The organism is Burkholderia sp. LA-2-3-30-S1-D2, from assembly GCF_001523915.2.
Lineage (GTDB): Bacteria > Pseudomonadota > Gammaproteobacteria > Burkholderiales > Burkholderiaceae > Burkholderia > Burkholderia diffusa.
Window position 1 is genome coordinate 2209835 of the sequence record NZ_CP013384.1, and the last position, 15607, is coordinate 2225441.

General features: G+C 63.9%; 6 protein-coding genes and 1 tRNA gene. 4 read left to right on the plus strand and 3 right to left on the minus strand.

The features are described from left to right. Positions 1-2: 2 nt before the first annotated feature. The 3 genes from WS66_RS23080 to WS66_RS23090 all read right to left on the minus strand — a co-directional run bounded on the left by WS66_RS23080 (position 3) and on the right by WS66_RS23090 (position 10962). Positions 3-9023 (minus strand): hemagglutinin repeat-containing protein, encoded by a 9021-nt coding sequence (locus tag WS66_RS23080; protein WP_108064718.1) that lies wholly within the window; start codon positions 9021-9023, stop codon positions 3-5. 848 nt (positions 9024-9871) lie between these two features. Further along, positions 9872-9948 (minus strand) — tRNA-Arg (locus tag WS66_RS23085). A gap of 183 nt (positions 9949-10131) precedes the next feature. Then, complete coding sequence (locus WS66_RS23090) at positions 10132-10962, minus strand: undecaprenyl-diphosphate phosphatase (RefSeq protein ID WP_059606402.1); 831 nt, start codon at positions 10960-10962, stop codon at positions 10132-10134. Positions 10963-11447: 485 nt separating this feature from the next. On the opposite strand from WS66_RS23090, the gene WS66_RS23095 reads away from it, so the two are divergent. The 4 genes from WS66_RS23095 (at position 11448) to WS66_RS23110 (ending at position 15601) form a co-directional block, all read left to right on the plus strand. Beyond that, positions 11448-12359, plus strand: coding sequence for an aldose epimerase family protein (locus tag WS66_RS23095; RefSeq protein ID WP_059606400.1), 912 nt, complete (start codon positions 11448-11450; stop codon positions 12357-12359). Between the two features lie 136 nt (positions 12360-12495). After that, a complete protein-coding gene (locus WS66_RS23100) occupies positions 12496-13188 on the plus strand; it encodes a peptidoglycan DD-metalloendopeptidase family protein (protein ID WP_059606395.1) in 693 nt (230 codons plus the stop codon). Between the two features lie 378 nt (positions 13189-13566). Then, positions 13567-15186 carry an acyl-CoA synthetase gene (locus tag WS66_RS23105; RefSeq protein ID WP_059606392.1) on the plus strand — a complete coding sequence of 540 codons (1620 nt, stop codon included), beginning with the start codon at positions 13567-13569 and terminating at the stop codon, positions 15184-15186. A gap of 88 nt (positions 15187-15274) precedes the next feature. After that, a complete protein-coding gene (locus tag WS66_RS23110) occupies positions 15275-15601 on the plus strand; it encodes a DUF2288 domain-containing protein (protein WP_059606389.1) in 327 nt (108 codons plus the stop codon). The last annotated feature ends 6 nt before the right edge of the window (positions 15602-15607 follow it).

Below are 15607 nucleotides of genomic sequence, written 5' to 3' on the forward strand. Positions count from 1 at the left end.
GGTTACCTTTTTACGGGAATGAACGTCTTATAGTGGTCGGGCGTGTAATACACCTCGCCATTTTGCCCGGTCACGATCCGCTGCGGACCAACACCGTTCACCCCAGGTGTCGGAACAACGTATTCCGTGTAGTAGCCTGCTGGCTGCCGCGGCAAAAGCCCTTCGTTATTGCTGAACGTGGTGCTGTCGTTACGTGAAGGATACTTCACGCCAGACGCGATTCGATCTAGCGTCGGCTGAAGATCAACGGTGCCTTGGTAGACGTTTCCGGTAACCCGGTCGGTTACCGTAACGCCATTGATCATGGGTGCAGAGCCGGAGGTGCTGTTTGTGGCCTTCCCCGATGACTTCCCTGCGCCTCCCGTGGCCTTGCCGCCGCTCAACACACCCGCCACGGCCGTGGCCGGCACAGTTGTCAGTCCGTCCTCTTGGCGTTGCGTCAGATTGACTTGGCCGATCATCGCGCGCTCTTTATCCAGCGCCTTCTTAAGCTCCGCGATTTCCTTCTGATCTTCGCCCCGAAGCTTGTCTTCGTTGGCATTGTAAAGATCGACGTTCGATGCGGCGGCCGCTCCGGCGCTGCCTCCGACCAGTGCGCCGCCGACCGTTGCCGCGACGTTCGCAGCGATGTTTCCGACCAGCGACGAGCCGGTCGTATCGCCCACCGATTTGCTGATCTTCTCTGCCTGTCCGGCCAGCAGTGACGACGTGCCGGCTCCCGCTGCGCCGCCGATTGCCGTGAGCGCGCTGCCGCCTCCGAGCCCACCGATCAGCGCACCGCCGGCTGCTTGCAAGCCCGCGCGCGACGCACCGCCCTCATCCCAACTCTGCGCCTGGTCAATGTACGACTGCATCGCAACGAGGTCGCCGCGCTCGTAGGCGGCCTTGGCCGCGTCGATCGCATCCTTGCGCTTGCCATCGGCGTACAGCCCGATCCCCTGCGAAATCGTCTGGCCGGCCGCCTGCGCCGCGTTCATCGTATCGGCCTGCTGCGACAACGTCTTCTGAACGTCCGGCGTCTTCGAAACGGTCCCGTTCAGATTCGTCGTGTCGCGGTTCAGGTTCGCAATGTCCTGCGTTTGCTCGCCCGGCTTCGTGATGGTAATCGTGCCTGCGCTCACCGCGCTCTTCGTCGTCGCGCTCTGGTCGCCGCTGTCGTTCTGGAACACCATCGGCGTGACGCCGCCCGAGCCCGATACCGATGACGGGCCAACTGCCTTGTTGCTCGGCCCGACCGATGCGCCCGCGCTGAAGCCCGCGCTGTTCGCGCTGTAGTGCGAGTGGTTCTCGATGTCGCTGGTCGTCAGCGTGCCGGTCGGCAGGCTGTTCTTCGACGGATCGGCCGTGCTGCCGATATACGCACCCTTCAGGTCGGTGTTGCCCTTCACGGTCACGTCGAACCCGCCAGCACCGGCCTGGATGCCCGCCTGTTCGTTCACGCCCGCATAGTTGCCGTCCGCGTGGCCGTTCTGCGCACTGAAGCTAGCTCCGCCGCCGGTCTGGCTGATCGTGAAGCCGCCGCCCGCGCTCGACTGATGCGCGGCGCTCACAGTCGTATCCTGAACGCTCGCCACGTTCAGGTTGCCGCCCACATCAGCCACGACCTTGTTCGCGTTCATGTTCGCACCGATCACGTTCGTGTCGCCGCCGCTCACAATGGTCGCCGTCTGGCTCGCGTTGATATGCGTGTTGTTCTGGATCGCCGCGTCCGAATTGCCGTCGCCATGCGCACGCTGCATCGACGCGGACACGCCAATACCGTTCGTACCTATCGACACGCCGACGCTCGATCCCGACGACGAGTTCGAACTCTGCGTCTTGTCCGTATCGGTCGTGTTGACGAGATTGACCTGGTTGTTTGCGACGAGCGCCACGTTGGCCGCGTTCACGTTCGAACCGGCGATCGTGATGCTGCCATCCTTTGGCGTGCCGTTGCCCGTCGCAATCAGCGACGCGGTTCCGCCCGCATTGACGCTGGAACCCCGCTGAATCGTCTGATCTTCCGACGACTGCATCGAGCTATGGCTCGAACCAACGCTGACCTGCACGCCGATGCTCGGGGCCTGCGGCCCCTTGGCACCGTTCAGAAGCGCTGCGCCGCCCATGCCGCCGAATGCCACGTCGCCGGCCGCCGCGATGCTATGCAGCGCCGACGCGCGGCCGTTGCTGTCCTTCGCTGATTCGCGCGCGGCCTGCGTCTCGCTGATCGCATTGTTGATCGCATCGCCCACCGAGCCCGACAGGCCGACCGTCAGCCCACTCTTGCTCGTCTGTTGCTGTTGCGCTTGATGCGTGGTGTCGGTGGCCGAATCGATCACGATGTTCGCGGCCGTTCCTGTCATGTCCTTGCCCGCGACCAGATCACTGCCTTGGACGTGCAGCGTATTGCCCGCGTGAACCGACAGATTGCCGTCTACCGAACCGACCGTACTGGCGTTGTTCGTCACGCTCGACGATTGATTCTGCTGCGCGAGTTTGCTGTTGCCGACCGAGAACGACAGGCCGCCGCCCGACATCAGGCCCGAGTGCTGTTCCTGATAGGTGGTCGACGACTGGCTGGTGTTCTGCGAAGTCGTCACGTTCACGTCGTGCGCCGCGTTCAGTGTCACGTCGTGTGTACCGACGACCGTACTACCCTGAACGTTGATGTCCTTGCCGCTACCAATCGAGACGCCATCCGCCGAAATCAGGCTGCCGTTCGCCACGGTGCTGGTCGCGTCCTGACTGCTGGCGATTTTCGTGCCGCTCACGACGCCGCTGCGGCTATGCGTCTCGTGCGAGTTGTACACGTGCGTTTCAGTGGCTGCCCCGACATTCACATCGCCGGCTGCCAGCAAGTTCGCATCGCCCTTGTTCAGATCGATCGTGCTGCCGATGACATTGATGTCCTTGCCCGACACCACATTGAACGTATCGCCGCCCTTGACGGTCGTGCCCGTCAGCGCCTGATCCGACCCATGCCGGGTTTCCGCATAGCTGCGATTCCCTTGGTCGCCCGAGCTGTTGGCGTTGATCGTCGACGTGACGCTCGCCGCACCGAGGGTCACATTACCCTTGGCCGCGATCGTGCCGCCCTGGCCGAAGTCGAGCTGCGCACCTTGCGCCGTCAAGTCACCGCCCACGCCGATGGCCGACTTGCCGCCGATGTTCACCGTGCTGCCGGTCGCGCTGTTGAGGTCCGTATCCGACACGCCGTTCGCGCGCTGCACGACCTTGTGCTCGCCGGTCTGCTGCGCGCCAAGCGTCCAGTTGCCGCCGATGTTGGCGTTCAGGTTCCCGCCGACGTTCAGGTTGCCCGCGTTTTGCTGGAAGTCGCCGCCGGTTTTGATCGACGCGTCGCCGGCCACATTCAGGTTCGCAGCGGGGCCGAGCGTCGTCTTGTCGCTCGTCGCGCCGTCGCGGCTGACCTGGTGCGTCGTCTGCGTCGCGGTATTCAGAATCAGCTGATTGCCCGCGTTCAGTTCGAGGCTGCCGGCCTTCACATTGGCCGACGTGAGATCCACGTTGCCCGTCGTGTCGAGCGACATCAGCCCACCACTTTGCAGCGCGCCGAACGCGTTGTCGATCTGCTTGCCCTGAAGCGCGAGCGTCGTGTCCGCCTTCACGGTGCCGCTGTTCGTGAAGACCTGCGTGTTCTTCAAGTCGATATTGCCTGCTGTGATCAGCGGGCCGCTCGCATTCTGCTGATCGGCCTTCGCCAGATACACGACCGGCACGAGCACTTGCTGACCGCCAACCGTCTCGGTCTGCATGATGATCACGTTGCTCGTGAGCGCAGCCACCTGCTGCGCCGACAGGCTCATGCCGAGCGGCAGGTTCAGCGACTTCGACAATTCAGCGCCCGCGAGCATCAGCGACTGATACATACCCTGAAGGTCCGTATACGGCCCCAATACCGCCTTGCCCGTCAGTTGCGTGACCTGGTTGCGCACGAGCTGCTGCTCGTAGAACCCGTCTCCGAGACGCTTTTCGGTCGTCAGCGGATTCACGCCGATCTGGTTCAGGTAATAGTCGCTCGACAGGAAATTGTTCATTCGAGTGAACGCGGGGTTCGTCTCGATGAGGTATGTCGGGTTCGGGGCAGGATTCGGCCGGTACAGGCCGCCTTGCGGAATCGTCAGGTTGTTCAGCACGTTCACGGCGGTCGCGCTCGCGATCACCGGATCGATCCAGGCAGGCGTGCCGCCCTTGATCGCGGCTGCTCCCGATTGTGTGCCGCTCGCGTTGCCGCTGACCGTGCCGAGCGTCAGCCCCGGAACAGCCTGACCCGGCAACAGTCCCAATGACGGAATCGTCGCGTTGGCCGCCGTGTTGTTGACGCTCACGCCGTTGCCCGAGATCGTGCGGTTCGCGCCCCACGTCGAGCGATAGTCAGGCAAGCTGTATTGCCTCACGTCGGCCGGTGCGGCTTGCGTATAGCCGCCCGGCCCGCCGACGAAGGGCTTGTCGCCAAACGGCAAGGTCCAGTTGTGTTCCGAGTTGTCGTAGTTGTTGTAGTGGTAGTACCCGGAATACGTGACAGTCACGCCCGGCGCTTGCTGGCCCGTCGCGCCCCAGCCGTCCATATCGAGACTCACGGGCTGCTTGAGGTTGCCGACCGCCGTCACGCTGCTCCAGTAGTTCTGGAACGTCTTGACCGTGGACGCGTCGAGATCGCCCCCCGACGCGATCTGCGCGCCCGGGCTCAGATTCGTCACGGTGTTGGCAACCGCCTTGCCCTCATAGGTCGTGTACTGATAACCGCTGTTCCACTGGCCGCCGTTAGGCGGTACCGTGAAGACGCCACCCGGCTGCAATTTGAGCGCGGCGATGATCGGGGCCGGATCGTAATCCGGGTAATTCGGATCGTGGAACAGGTTGATCCAGTGTACGTCCTGACCGCTACAGGCCGCGATGTAGTAGGCGGCGCATCCCGACATGCTGATGCCGAGCTGTTGCAGCAGGGCCGGATCGACCTGAGTCGTGTCGCCGGATGTCTGCATGACGCGACGCGTGTTCGTGACCTTATCAGCGTGCAATTCCATCGAGCTGCCCGATTGAATCATCGCCGATGAATTGTTGATCAACGCCGCGTTCGTGTAGTCGCCGCTCGCATCCTTGCCACCGGCCAAAGCCACTTTGCCGAGCCCGAAGATCGTCGCGGTCGGCATCGAATCGCCCACCGTCGTGTCATCGCGATTTTCGATGTCGTGCGCGAGAATTTCCAACAGGCCCGACGTGTCCGATGCACCGATCAACGCGACCGGGCCTAGGTTCGACACCGTGCCGCTTGCCTGAATGGCCACGCTGCCGCCGACCATCGCGCCATAGTTCGTCAGGTCACCCGAATGCGTACTCAGCAAGCTACCGGCCGTGATCGCCCCCGTGTTGACGATATTGCCGGCGTTGACCGTCAGGTTGTTGACCGATTGCAGGTTCGCACTGTTCGTGAACGTGCCCGGCAACGTGAAAGTCAGGTCGTGACCGATGTTGAACTGCGTCTGTGGCGTGGTCGTGAAGTTGCCTTGCAGGTTGATCGTCGCGTCGTGCGTCGCGCTGTATGCGCCGCCGCCAAGCAGCGTCGAAGCCGCTATCGTCAGGTCACGAGTCGAGCTGATCGAACCGTTGGCGTTCGAGATCGCGCCCGTCGTCGCGACATCCACGTCGCCGGTCGAGTTCGCGACGTTGCCTATTTGCGCGCCGGAATTGTCGACCGTATCGCCTTTGACATGGAGCGATCCGCCCATCAACTGGCCGCCCTGCGTGTTCGAGATCGAACTCGCGCCGATCGTCACATCGCCTTGCCCCGTCATCTGCCCCATGCCGGCGACACCGCCCACATGGCTGTTCACGATCTGGCCGCCGCCCTGCACGTTCATCGCGCCGCTGCCGAAGTCGTGCACCGCGCCATCCGTATTGTCGATCGACGCGGCCTGAATCGACAGCGTGCTGGCGTCACCCGTCTGACCGGCTTCGATGTGCCCCTGCTGATTTGACAATGCACCGCCGCTGATCAACGATAGATTTGCGTTCGAGCGCATCAGGCCCTGAGCGTTGTTCATCGCCCCGGCGATCGTGGTCGCCAGACCCAGTTTCGCCGCGATGACGCCGCTACCGTTGTCCAGACTACCGGCCTTCACGACGGCCTGTCCGTTGGTGCCGATCGTACCGCCGATATTGTTCAAGGCGCCCGCGCCATTGCCGGGCGTAAGGGTTAGCGTGCCGGTCCCGCCGTGCGTGATGGTGCCGTGCGAATTCTCCAGAACCGCCGGCGCAAGCGTCAGGTCCGTGCTGTTGCTCTGGATGACGCCGCCGTTCGAATTGTCGAGCGTGCCGGAAATGGCAAGCGTGGTCGGCCCGCTCTGCCATTGCGAAATGCGGCCGCCCTGGTTCTTCAGGTTCGCGGCTGTCAGTGAGAGCTGATTGCTTTCGATGTCGCCATTCTGGCTGTTGTCCACGAGTCCGGCGACGGTTGCCGCGAGCGTGGGCGAAACGATTTTGCCGCCGAGGTTCGACAGCGAGCCGCTATGAATCGTCGTGGTCGCCGTCTTCGAACCAAGCTCGCCACCGTCGTTGACCAGTGCACCGCCCGCGGTCACGTCGACGTTCGCGTTCGACGTGAGCTTGCCGCTCATATTCGTGATCGAGTCGGCCGCATTGACGCTCAGGCCCGTTTGGCCGGAGGCGGAACCGGCCGAGTTATCGATCGTCTTGCCCTGCAGGACGGTTCGGCCATTGCTGGCGATGGAGCCGGCTTTGTTGCTGACCGCGCCCGAAGCGTTGCCGACCGTCAGCGTGCCCGTGCCGACGTGCGTGACCGTGCCGCCGTTGTCGTTGATCAGGACGGCGGGGGTGAGCGACAGATCCGTGCTGCGTGTCTGGATCAGACCGTTGTTCGAGTTGTCGAGCGTGTCGGTGATCGCGACCGTCATCGGGCCGGTGCCAGTCTGCGTGACCGTACCGCCGTGGTTCAGCAGAGTCGAAGCGTTCAGCGAGACCGACACCGCATTGACCGTCCCTTGAGAGTTGTCCAGCGTCGTGCCGTTCAACACGACGCTTTGGCCTTCAACTCGGCCGTTGGCATTCGCAAAATGATTGCCGACGTCGACTGTCGCGGCCTGCCCGGCGTGCAGAATACCGTTGCCGTTGTCGACGCTCCGACCGATCACGTGCAGGTTCGCGTCGGCCGACATCGAGCCGCTGTTCGTAACCGTGTTGCCCTGTACGGTCACTTCACCCTTGCCGCCGATGACGCCGCCCGGATCGCCGCTCACGTTCGCGCCGGCCGCGTTCGTGAGTGCGCCGGTTGCCGTCACCGACAGGCCGTCTGCGTTCAAGGAGATCAGCCGACCGGCGCTATTGTCGATCGATGCGCCAGCAATCGTTTGCTTGCCCGCGCTCTGAATCAGCCCGGCATTGTTCTGGATCGCACTCCCGCGAACGTCGGCCGTGCTTTGGGAACTCAGCATGCCGTTTTGGTTCGACACGGTGCTGGCCATCTGTACCGACAGCGGGCCTTGCGAATTGGCGCGACCGCCCTGATTCGACAGGTTGCCGCCGCCGAGCGTCATGCCCGCGCCGCTGGACAGATTGCCCCGGTCATTAATGACCGTGCCGCTCGCCTGCGCGTTCACGGCACCCTTGGCGCTGGCGGTCGAGCCAGTCAGGTTCACGTCGCCCGCCGTCGCTGTCAACGCGAGGTTGCCGTTGGCAGCCGTCGCACTGTTCGACAGATCGACGCCGCTACCGGCGAAGGTCGCGTTGCCGGCCGCGCTGTTAGTCCCCGTTGCGGTCAACTGACCGCTGCTCGTGACACTCAGATCGCCACTCGAGCCGACCGTGCTGTCGGCGTTGATGCCTGCGCCGAGGGTGCCCGTAGAATTAAGGCTGCCGACGTTGGCGGTCAAATTCTGCTGGGCGGTCAACGCGCCACTGTTAATCAGGTCCGCGCCCGTGTTGATGGTGACCGACTGTTTGCCATACGTAACGCCGCTGTTCTGGATGCCACCCGCGGCCGACAACGACATATTGCCGGCCGCATTGGTGTGGCCCGACAGCACGAGACGACCGTTCGCTTGCAGCGTGAGATCACCCGCCTGTGCCGCGATGTCACCCGCGTTCGCAACACCGACGCCATTCTCGGAGCTCACAAGGAACACCCTGTTCGCGTACATACCGCCGAGCTGGCTGACATCGATTGCGATGGTAGGCGCTGCGCCGTTGCCCGCGATCGGCGTAGCGTTCAGGGTGTTGTAGTCGACTTGGTTCGAACCAGTCACCACGTTCAGGGTCTTCGCGTAAGCCTTGGCGTTGACCTGTACGGCGCGGGCCAACAAATCCACCTGATCGACATTCGCCGTGTCGAGCCCCGCGCCGACGACCGAAATCAAGCCCTGGTTGACGTTGAAACCCGTGAGCGACCCATCAGGCCCAAAGTTCGGATTGCCGGTTGTCAGCGTGGCTCTGCTCGTATTAAGGAAGCCGCCTCCATCCACGACCAAGCCGGCCTGATTCGCGATCACGAGCTGCGCGGCTGCGCCCCCGATTTCGACTTTGCCGCGAATGAAGCTCGGGTTGTTGCTGTTGACCTGGTTGACAATGAGACGGGCCGCGTCGCCTGCCTGGAAGTTGGGATTGCCGCCGATAATGCCGCCCAGTTGAGTCTGGACGTTAACCGGGGAGTTGTTGAGAATAATCCCGGGCTTGGGTACGTCGAACTGGTTGTACGTGTTCATCGACACGCCCGACGAGCCGGGGCGGTTGATGTTCACCTGTTGAAGTCCGTTCTGTGTCTGGATCACGGACGGGGCGTGTGCGCCGCCCGCAACAACCTGGGCATTGGCCCATATCGGCACCACGCCGGCCGCAACCAGTACCGCGAGTGCCACATGACGAAGCGCGAATCTTGTGAATGCGTGCGGCGAACGAATGGCGAGACCGATTTCGCCACGCCCTGCGTTACCTGATGCAATCGCGGTTTCTTCCACCGCAATCAACATACCCCGCACGCGGCTGAATACCAGCCGATAATGGTTATTGTTCATGGTCTTGGTCTACTCGCGATTCGTCTGATCCGCTCTCACGGCCTTCGAACATCGCACGGAATCTAATCGAACAGCGTCAACAAGTGTCAAGCGTTGCCAGGAATCGACGAATTGTGAAATTCGAATAACCGCATCGCCCCCACCCAGCAGTGGGTCCGTCGATCGGCACTCTCGATCTCGCGACCGGACAACGTATTCAACTAGTCGAAAATATCAACGATATTAGCTACAGCAATCGGCGGAATGTTACCCCACCTCTCATCTCAAAAATCCCTGACAGGATTGCGAGGTCGAATCGGCGCGCGACTCGGAATTAACATTTTTTCAACCACATATCACATTCCTGAATAGGCCAGATATGGTCGCTCCGCCGATGCATTTCCGCATCGGCGCACTTCGTTCAGGAGTTTCCGTGATCTCTGATCCCCCTACCCGTCTGGTACATGCAGTCATGCATGTCAGCAAAAGCCGCTGCCAGCTCAGATGTTGTGAGGTTTCGAGGCAGTTCTGTACGCGCTGCTTGACCAAGCAGTTGAGCCTGCGACTGCTCAGTAAGAAGGCCCGCTCCGTCAACGGCCCCGTTGTGCTCGAAATCACCTGAATCTGCGTCAACCGGAACAGCAGTTGGATTGGTCGGATTTGCACATTGCGCAACGTCGGCCAAATCCAATCTCGGATCCTGTCCGACAGTTTGTTTGAACTGCTGCGCTTGCTCGGTCCGCTCGCTAACGCCCCACCACCTCGACACGCTCGAACAGCTGTGGATTGGTCAACAGGCATGCTGCCTACACGAGCATGCCGACAGAGGATGGGGAATTTGAAAATACCAGCTAACGCACTGATTTCACTGGCCCGCCCTACACGATTCGAACGTGTGACCTACGGCTTAGAAGGCCGTTGCTCTATCCAACTGAGCTAAGGGCGGTCGAGGGGAAAAGACACGGCCACACAACCCGGGCCGCATTTGACGCGAAAGGCTTCGAGCACAACACGGCACAAACCGGACTCTAAGCCCCGAAACGAAACGGGCCCGGCATGAAGCCGAGCCCGAAATTATACCCGATCATCGCGTCATATCATGCGCGACGCGCAACCGGCACCGCAACCGTCAAACCGGCTGCGGATGCAGCATGAACCACCCGAGGCAAAACACTCCGGCAATCACGCAATACACGCCGAACGAAGCCAGCCGCCCGCGCCCTTCGAAATAGCGCATCAAGAACCGCACGCTTAGATAGGCGGCAATCGCCGTCAGCACGCCACCGAGCAGCGCGTCCGCGAGCTGGTCGCGTGCATGGAACAGCTTCGGCAGTTCCAGCACGCCCGCCGCAAAAATGATCGGCGTGCCGAGCAGGAACGAAAACTCCGCCGCCTTTTCCGCCGTCAGCCCCGCCGCGTTACCGGCAATCATCGTCAGCCCGCTGCGCGAAAAACCCGGGATCAGCGCGCCGATCTGCGCGAGGCCCACGAAGAACGCCTGCTTGAACGTCATCTTCTCGGGCGGCTGGTGTGCGCGGCTGCGCTGGATCCGATCGCCGACCCACAGCAGCACGCCGTTGATGATCAGGGCGATCGCGACGATCCGCAGGTCGTGGAACACGCGCTCGATGCGCTTCTCGAGCAGCAGGCCGACGATCCCGGTCGGGATCGTGCCGATGATCAGCGCCCACATCAGGTGCCCGTCGTCGTTCTTGCGGCCGCCGAGCTGCGCGAAGAAGCCGCTGATCAGCGCGATCCAGCGTGCGCGGAAGTACCACAGCAGTGCGAGCGCGGTGCCGAGGTGCAGCGCGACGAGGAACGGCAGCAACTGCGGTGCGTGCTTGTCGATGTGCATGCCGAACAGCGCGGGCACGAGCAGCGTGTGGCCGAGACTGCTGACGGGGAAGAGTTCGGTGACGCCCTGCAGGACGCTCAGGAATATCAGAAACCAGAGACTCACGCGTCGGTCCTTTTAGTGATGATCAATCGGGTAGAAAAGCGGACGACGCATCGCGCGTCCGAAAAAACGCGCCCCGATTATGCCCAGCCAGGATTACTGCGCCAAGGCATTTGGCCGGTTATTGCGGCAATGCACACAAACGCTTGCAACTTGTAAGCGCCCAGAAAGCAAAAAGCCCGCCATTTGCATGGCGGGCCTTTCGATTCCGGCAGAAATTGCCGTCAGCGGCCGAGCTGATAGAAAAACAATACCGTGCTGCCGGTAAACATGCCGAACAGTGCGATACCCATTGCCATTGCCAGATCCATGGCCCCCTCCACGAAGTGTCATGACCCGGCAACATCACCGGTTTAACGCCATTATCCAGACCGTCGGCAGTCTGAAAAACTCGCGATTTCCCCGAGAAGGGTTTTCCCCGACCGCCTCGCGGCCCGATAATGGAGCGCACCATCGCGCCCCCGTCCACCCGTTCATACCGATTCGCCATGCCGATCTTCCAGCAGCACGACATTCATGAACTTCACGCCGGCCCATCGCTCGTCCGGGTCGCCCCGCAATTCGGCGGCCGCCTGCTGTCGTGGCACGTCGACAACGAGCCGGTCATCTTCTGGCCGGAAGCCGCCGACTGGAGCAACCTCGCGCGCGTGCGCGGCGGCAATCCCCTGCTGTTCCCGTTCCTCGGCCGCCATCGCGTCGACGGCGAACTGGGCCGCTGGCGCGATGCCGCCGGCGTGGTCCGCGACCTGCCGATGCATGGTTTCGCGCGCGACCTCCCGTTCGCGGCACAACCGTCGGCCGACGGCGCCGCGCTGTCGATGACGCTCGATGCGAACGACGCGCTGCGCGACAGCTACCCGTTCGATTTCCGGTTCGAGACGACCTACCGGCTCGCCGATGCCCACACGCTCGACGTCGCACTCACCACGACCAATCGCGGCGACACGCCACTGCCCTACTACGCGGGCCACCATTTCTACTTCGCACTGCCGCACGGCGAGCGCGCGCAAACCACGCTCGAGCTGCCGCCGACGCGCCGCTGCATGCAGCGCGCCGACGGCTCGATCAGCCCGCTCGAGCCCGGCGAAGCATCGTACAGCATCGGTGATCAGGACATTCTCGACCGCTTCCACTGCCTCGACGGCGCGCCGTCCGAGCCGGTGCGCATCGTGATGCCGGGCCGCCGCCGCACGATAGAGATCGCGCTCGACGTCCCGGGCTCGATCCCGTGGTACGCGGTCACGACCTGGACGGAAAAGCCGGAATCGGACTTCTACTGCGTCGAGCCGTGGCTCGGCCTGCCGGACGCGATCCACAACGGCCTCGGGCTGCGCACGCTCGCACCCGGCGCGACCGAAACGGCGGCGCTGCGGATTCGCGTGCTGCCGCTCGCCGGCTGACGTCGGCCGCACCGGCGAACCGGTGCGCGCCGGCGGCGCCCGCGGCCCGAAACTGCGGTGCTCGGGTCGAACCCGTTAAAATCGGACGTTTTGTATCGCCTGCCGCGTCGCGCGCGGCGGGGTTTTGCGAGGTTCAATGTTCGGAACAACAACGAAGCGGCTCTTCGCGGCCGCCTGCGCCGCACTGCTCGTCGCGTGCGGCTCCGCACCCGTCGGCCCGGGTTACTACCGCGTCGAGCGCGGCGACACGCTCTACAAGATCGCACGCGAGAATCGCACGTCGATGGCGAACATCGTGCGCTGGAACCAGATCACGAATCCCGACGCGATCGAGGTCGGCCAGGTGCTGCGCGTCGCGCCGCCGCCCGGCACGACGACCGCATCGACCACCGGCACCGGCAGTGCGGGCCGCAGCCGCCCCGCGCCCTCGGCGCCGGTCGAATCGGCCGTCAAGCCGGCCACCAGCATCGCGCTGATCTGGCCGGCCGCCGGCAACGTGGTGCGCAGCTTCGACGGCTCGAAATCCAAGGGCATCGATATCGCCAACGCCACGGGCACGCCCGTTCTGGCCGCCGCACCGGGCACCGTCGTCTACGCGGGCAACGGATTGCGCGGCTACGGCAACTTGATCATCCTCAAGCACAATGCCGACTACCTGACGGCCTACGCGCACAACCGTGCGCTGCTCGTGAAGGAAGGCCAGTCGGTCACGCAGGGGCAAACGATCGCGGAGATGGGCAACAGCGACAGCGATCGCGTCGCGCTGCACTTCGAGCTGCGCTACGGCGGCCGCTCGATCGATCCGGCACGCTACCTGCCGGCGCGCTGAGCACGCCACCGCCGAAGGAGGACGACACGCGATGCCGGCATGCATCGCATGTCGTCGCGAGGGAGATCGGTAAGGTTGTGTCAGCGCTTGCGCAGACGGCCGGTGAACCGGCCCGACAACGGATCGACGCGGCTGGCAAACGCCACCAGCGCACCGATTCCGAACAGGCTGAACCCCGCAGCTATCAGAAGCAAATCCATGGTCTCATCACTGTTTTTTCATGATCTTATGCGTCATGGCGGAATCGTGCACTGAGCCGCCCCCGTTGGACGAGTCCGCACATTCCCTATCCATCAGGCGCCATTGTGATTTCGGTCGCGTGAAATGCCGATGTAATCTATCGACCAATGTCGACGATCGACGCCAAGGAGACACACGATGCTACCCGCCGCCGACCGCTACGACGACCTGCTCTCCCGCTTCGCGTGGGACGTTCCGGCCCGTTACAACATTGGTGTGGACGTCTGCGACAAGTGGGCCGACGGCAGCGGACGGCTCGCGCTGATTCACGAAACGACGCAAGGCGACGTGTCCCACCTCACGTTCGACGACCTGAGGAATGCTTCTAACCGGCTCGCGAACAGCTTTGCGCGTGCGGGATTGCAACGCGGCGACCGGATCGCCATCTTCCTCGCGCAGGGCCCCGAAACCGCGATCACCCATCTCGCCGCGTACAAACTCGGCGCGATCGCGGTGCCGCTGTTCACGCTGTTCGGCGCCGACGCACTCGAATACCGGCTCTCGAACAGCGAAGCCGCCGCGCTCGTCACCGACGCGGCCGGTTACGCGAAGATCGCGCCGCTGCGCGCGCAACTGCCGGCGCTGCGCACGTGCTACTGCATCGGCGACGATGCGCCCGATGCGCCCGGCGTGCTGCGCTTCGACGCCGCACTCGCCGCCGAATCGCCGGATTTCGTGCCGGCGGACACCGCCGCCGACGACCCGGCGGTCATCATCTCCACGTCCGGGACGACCGGGAAGCCGAAAGGCGCACTCCATGCGCATCGCGTGCTGCTGGGCCACCTGCCGGGCGTCGAGATGTCGCAGCAATGCTTTCCGCGCGACGCGCGCCTGTTCTGGACGCCCGCCGACTGGGCGTGGATCGGCGGGCTCCTCGACGTGCTGCTTCCGTCATGGCACCACGGCGTGCCCGTGCTCGCGCGCCGCTTCGAGAAGTTCGACGGCGAAGCCGCGTTCGCGCTGATGGCGCGGCACGGCGTGACCCATGCGTTCCTGCCGCCGACCGCGTTGAAGCTGATGCGCGCGGTGCCCGCGCCGCGCGAGCGCCATGCGCTGGCGCTGAAATCGGTCGCGAGCGGCGGAGAATCGCTCGGCACCGAACTGACCGCCTGGGGACGCGACGCGCTCGGCGTGACGATCAACGAGTTCTACGGACAGACCGAATGCAACATGGTGCTGTCGTCATGCGCGGCGCTGTTCGACGCGCAGCCCGGTGCGATCGGCAAGGCCGTGCCCGGCCATGCGGTCGCGATCGTCGACGAGCACGGCACGCCTCTCCCGCCCGGCGTCGAGGGGCGCATCGCGGTGCGTCGCCCCGACCCGGTGATGTTCCTCGAATACTGGCGCAATCCCGCCGCGACGCGCGACAAGTTCGCGGGCGACTACCTCCTCACCGGCGACACCGGCACCATCGATGACGACGGCTTCGTGCGCTTCGTCGGCCGCGACGACGACGTGATCACGAGCGCCGGCTATCGGATCGGGCCGGGGCCGATTGAAGACTGCCTGCTCACGCACCCGGCGGTGCGGATGGCGGCCGTCGTCGGCGTGCCCGATCCGACGCGCACCGAGATCGTCAAGGCGTTCGTCGTGCTGAACCCCGGCCATGTCGGCGACGACGCGCTCGTGCAGGCACTGCAGGCCCACGTGCGAACGCGCCTGGCCGCGCACGAGTACCCGCGCGCGATCGCGTTCGTCGACAGCCTGCCGATGACGGCAACCGGCAAGATCGTGCGCCGCGCGCTGCGCGACGCATGAACCAGGCGCGTGCCGCCGTGCCGCGTGGCTGGCCGCGCGCCCGGATGGTTTATAGTGGCGCCCACGCAGTCTTTTCAGTACACGACCGATGTCCTCCGACCAACACGAATCCGCCGCGGGCGCGTCGCACAGCCCGCTCTACGCCAAACTCCTCGGCGAAACCGCCAAGATCGACTGGTGCGACCTCGAGCGCTTCTTCGCGCAGGGCAAGCTGCTGTCGGTCGCACGCGATCTCGATCTCGTCAGCGTCGCGGAAGCGATCGCCGGCGACGACGCCGAACAGGTCACGCGCTGGCTGTCGTCCGGTCTCGTCGCGCGCATGCCCGCGGAAACCGCCGCCGACTTCGCGGCGCGCAATCCGGAGCTGTGGGCGGTAGTGGTGTCGCCGTGGGTCTGCGTGCAGGAACGCGCCTGACGCGTT

Excerpts from the sequence above, each read along its gene's own strand:
- WS66_RS23080 (WP_108064718.1), bottom strand. The coding sequence starts at position 9,023 with ATGAACAATAACCATTATCGGCTGGTATTCAGCCGCGTGCGGGGTATG.
- WS66_RS23095 (WP_059606400.1), top strand. The coding sequence starts at position 11,448 with ATGCCGATCTTCCAGCAGCACGACATTCATGAACTTCACGCCGGCCCA.
- WS66_RS23100 (WP_059606395.1), top strand. The coding sequence starts at position 12,496 with ATGTTCGGAACAACAACGAAGCGGCTCTTCGCGGCCGCCTGCGCCGCA.
- WS66_RS23105 (WP_059606392.1), top strand. The coding sequence starts at position 13,567 with ATGCTACCCGCCGCCGACCGCTACGACGACCTGCTCTCCCGCTTCGCG.
- WS66_RS23110 (WP_059606389.1), top strand. The coding sequence starts at position 15,275 with ATGTCCTCCGACCAACACGAATCCGCCGCGGGCGCGTCGCACAGCCCG.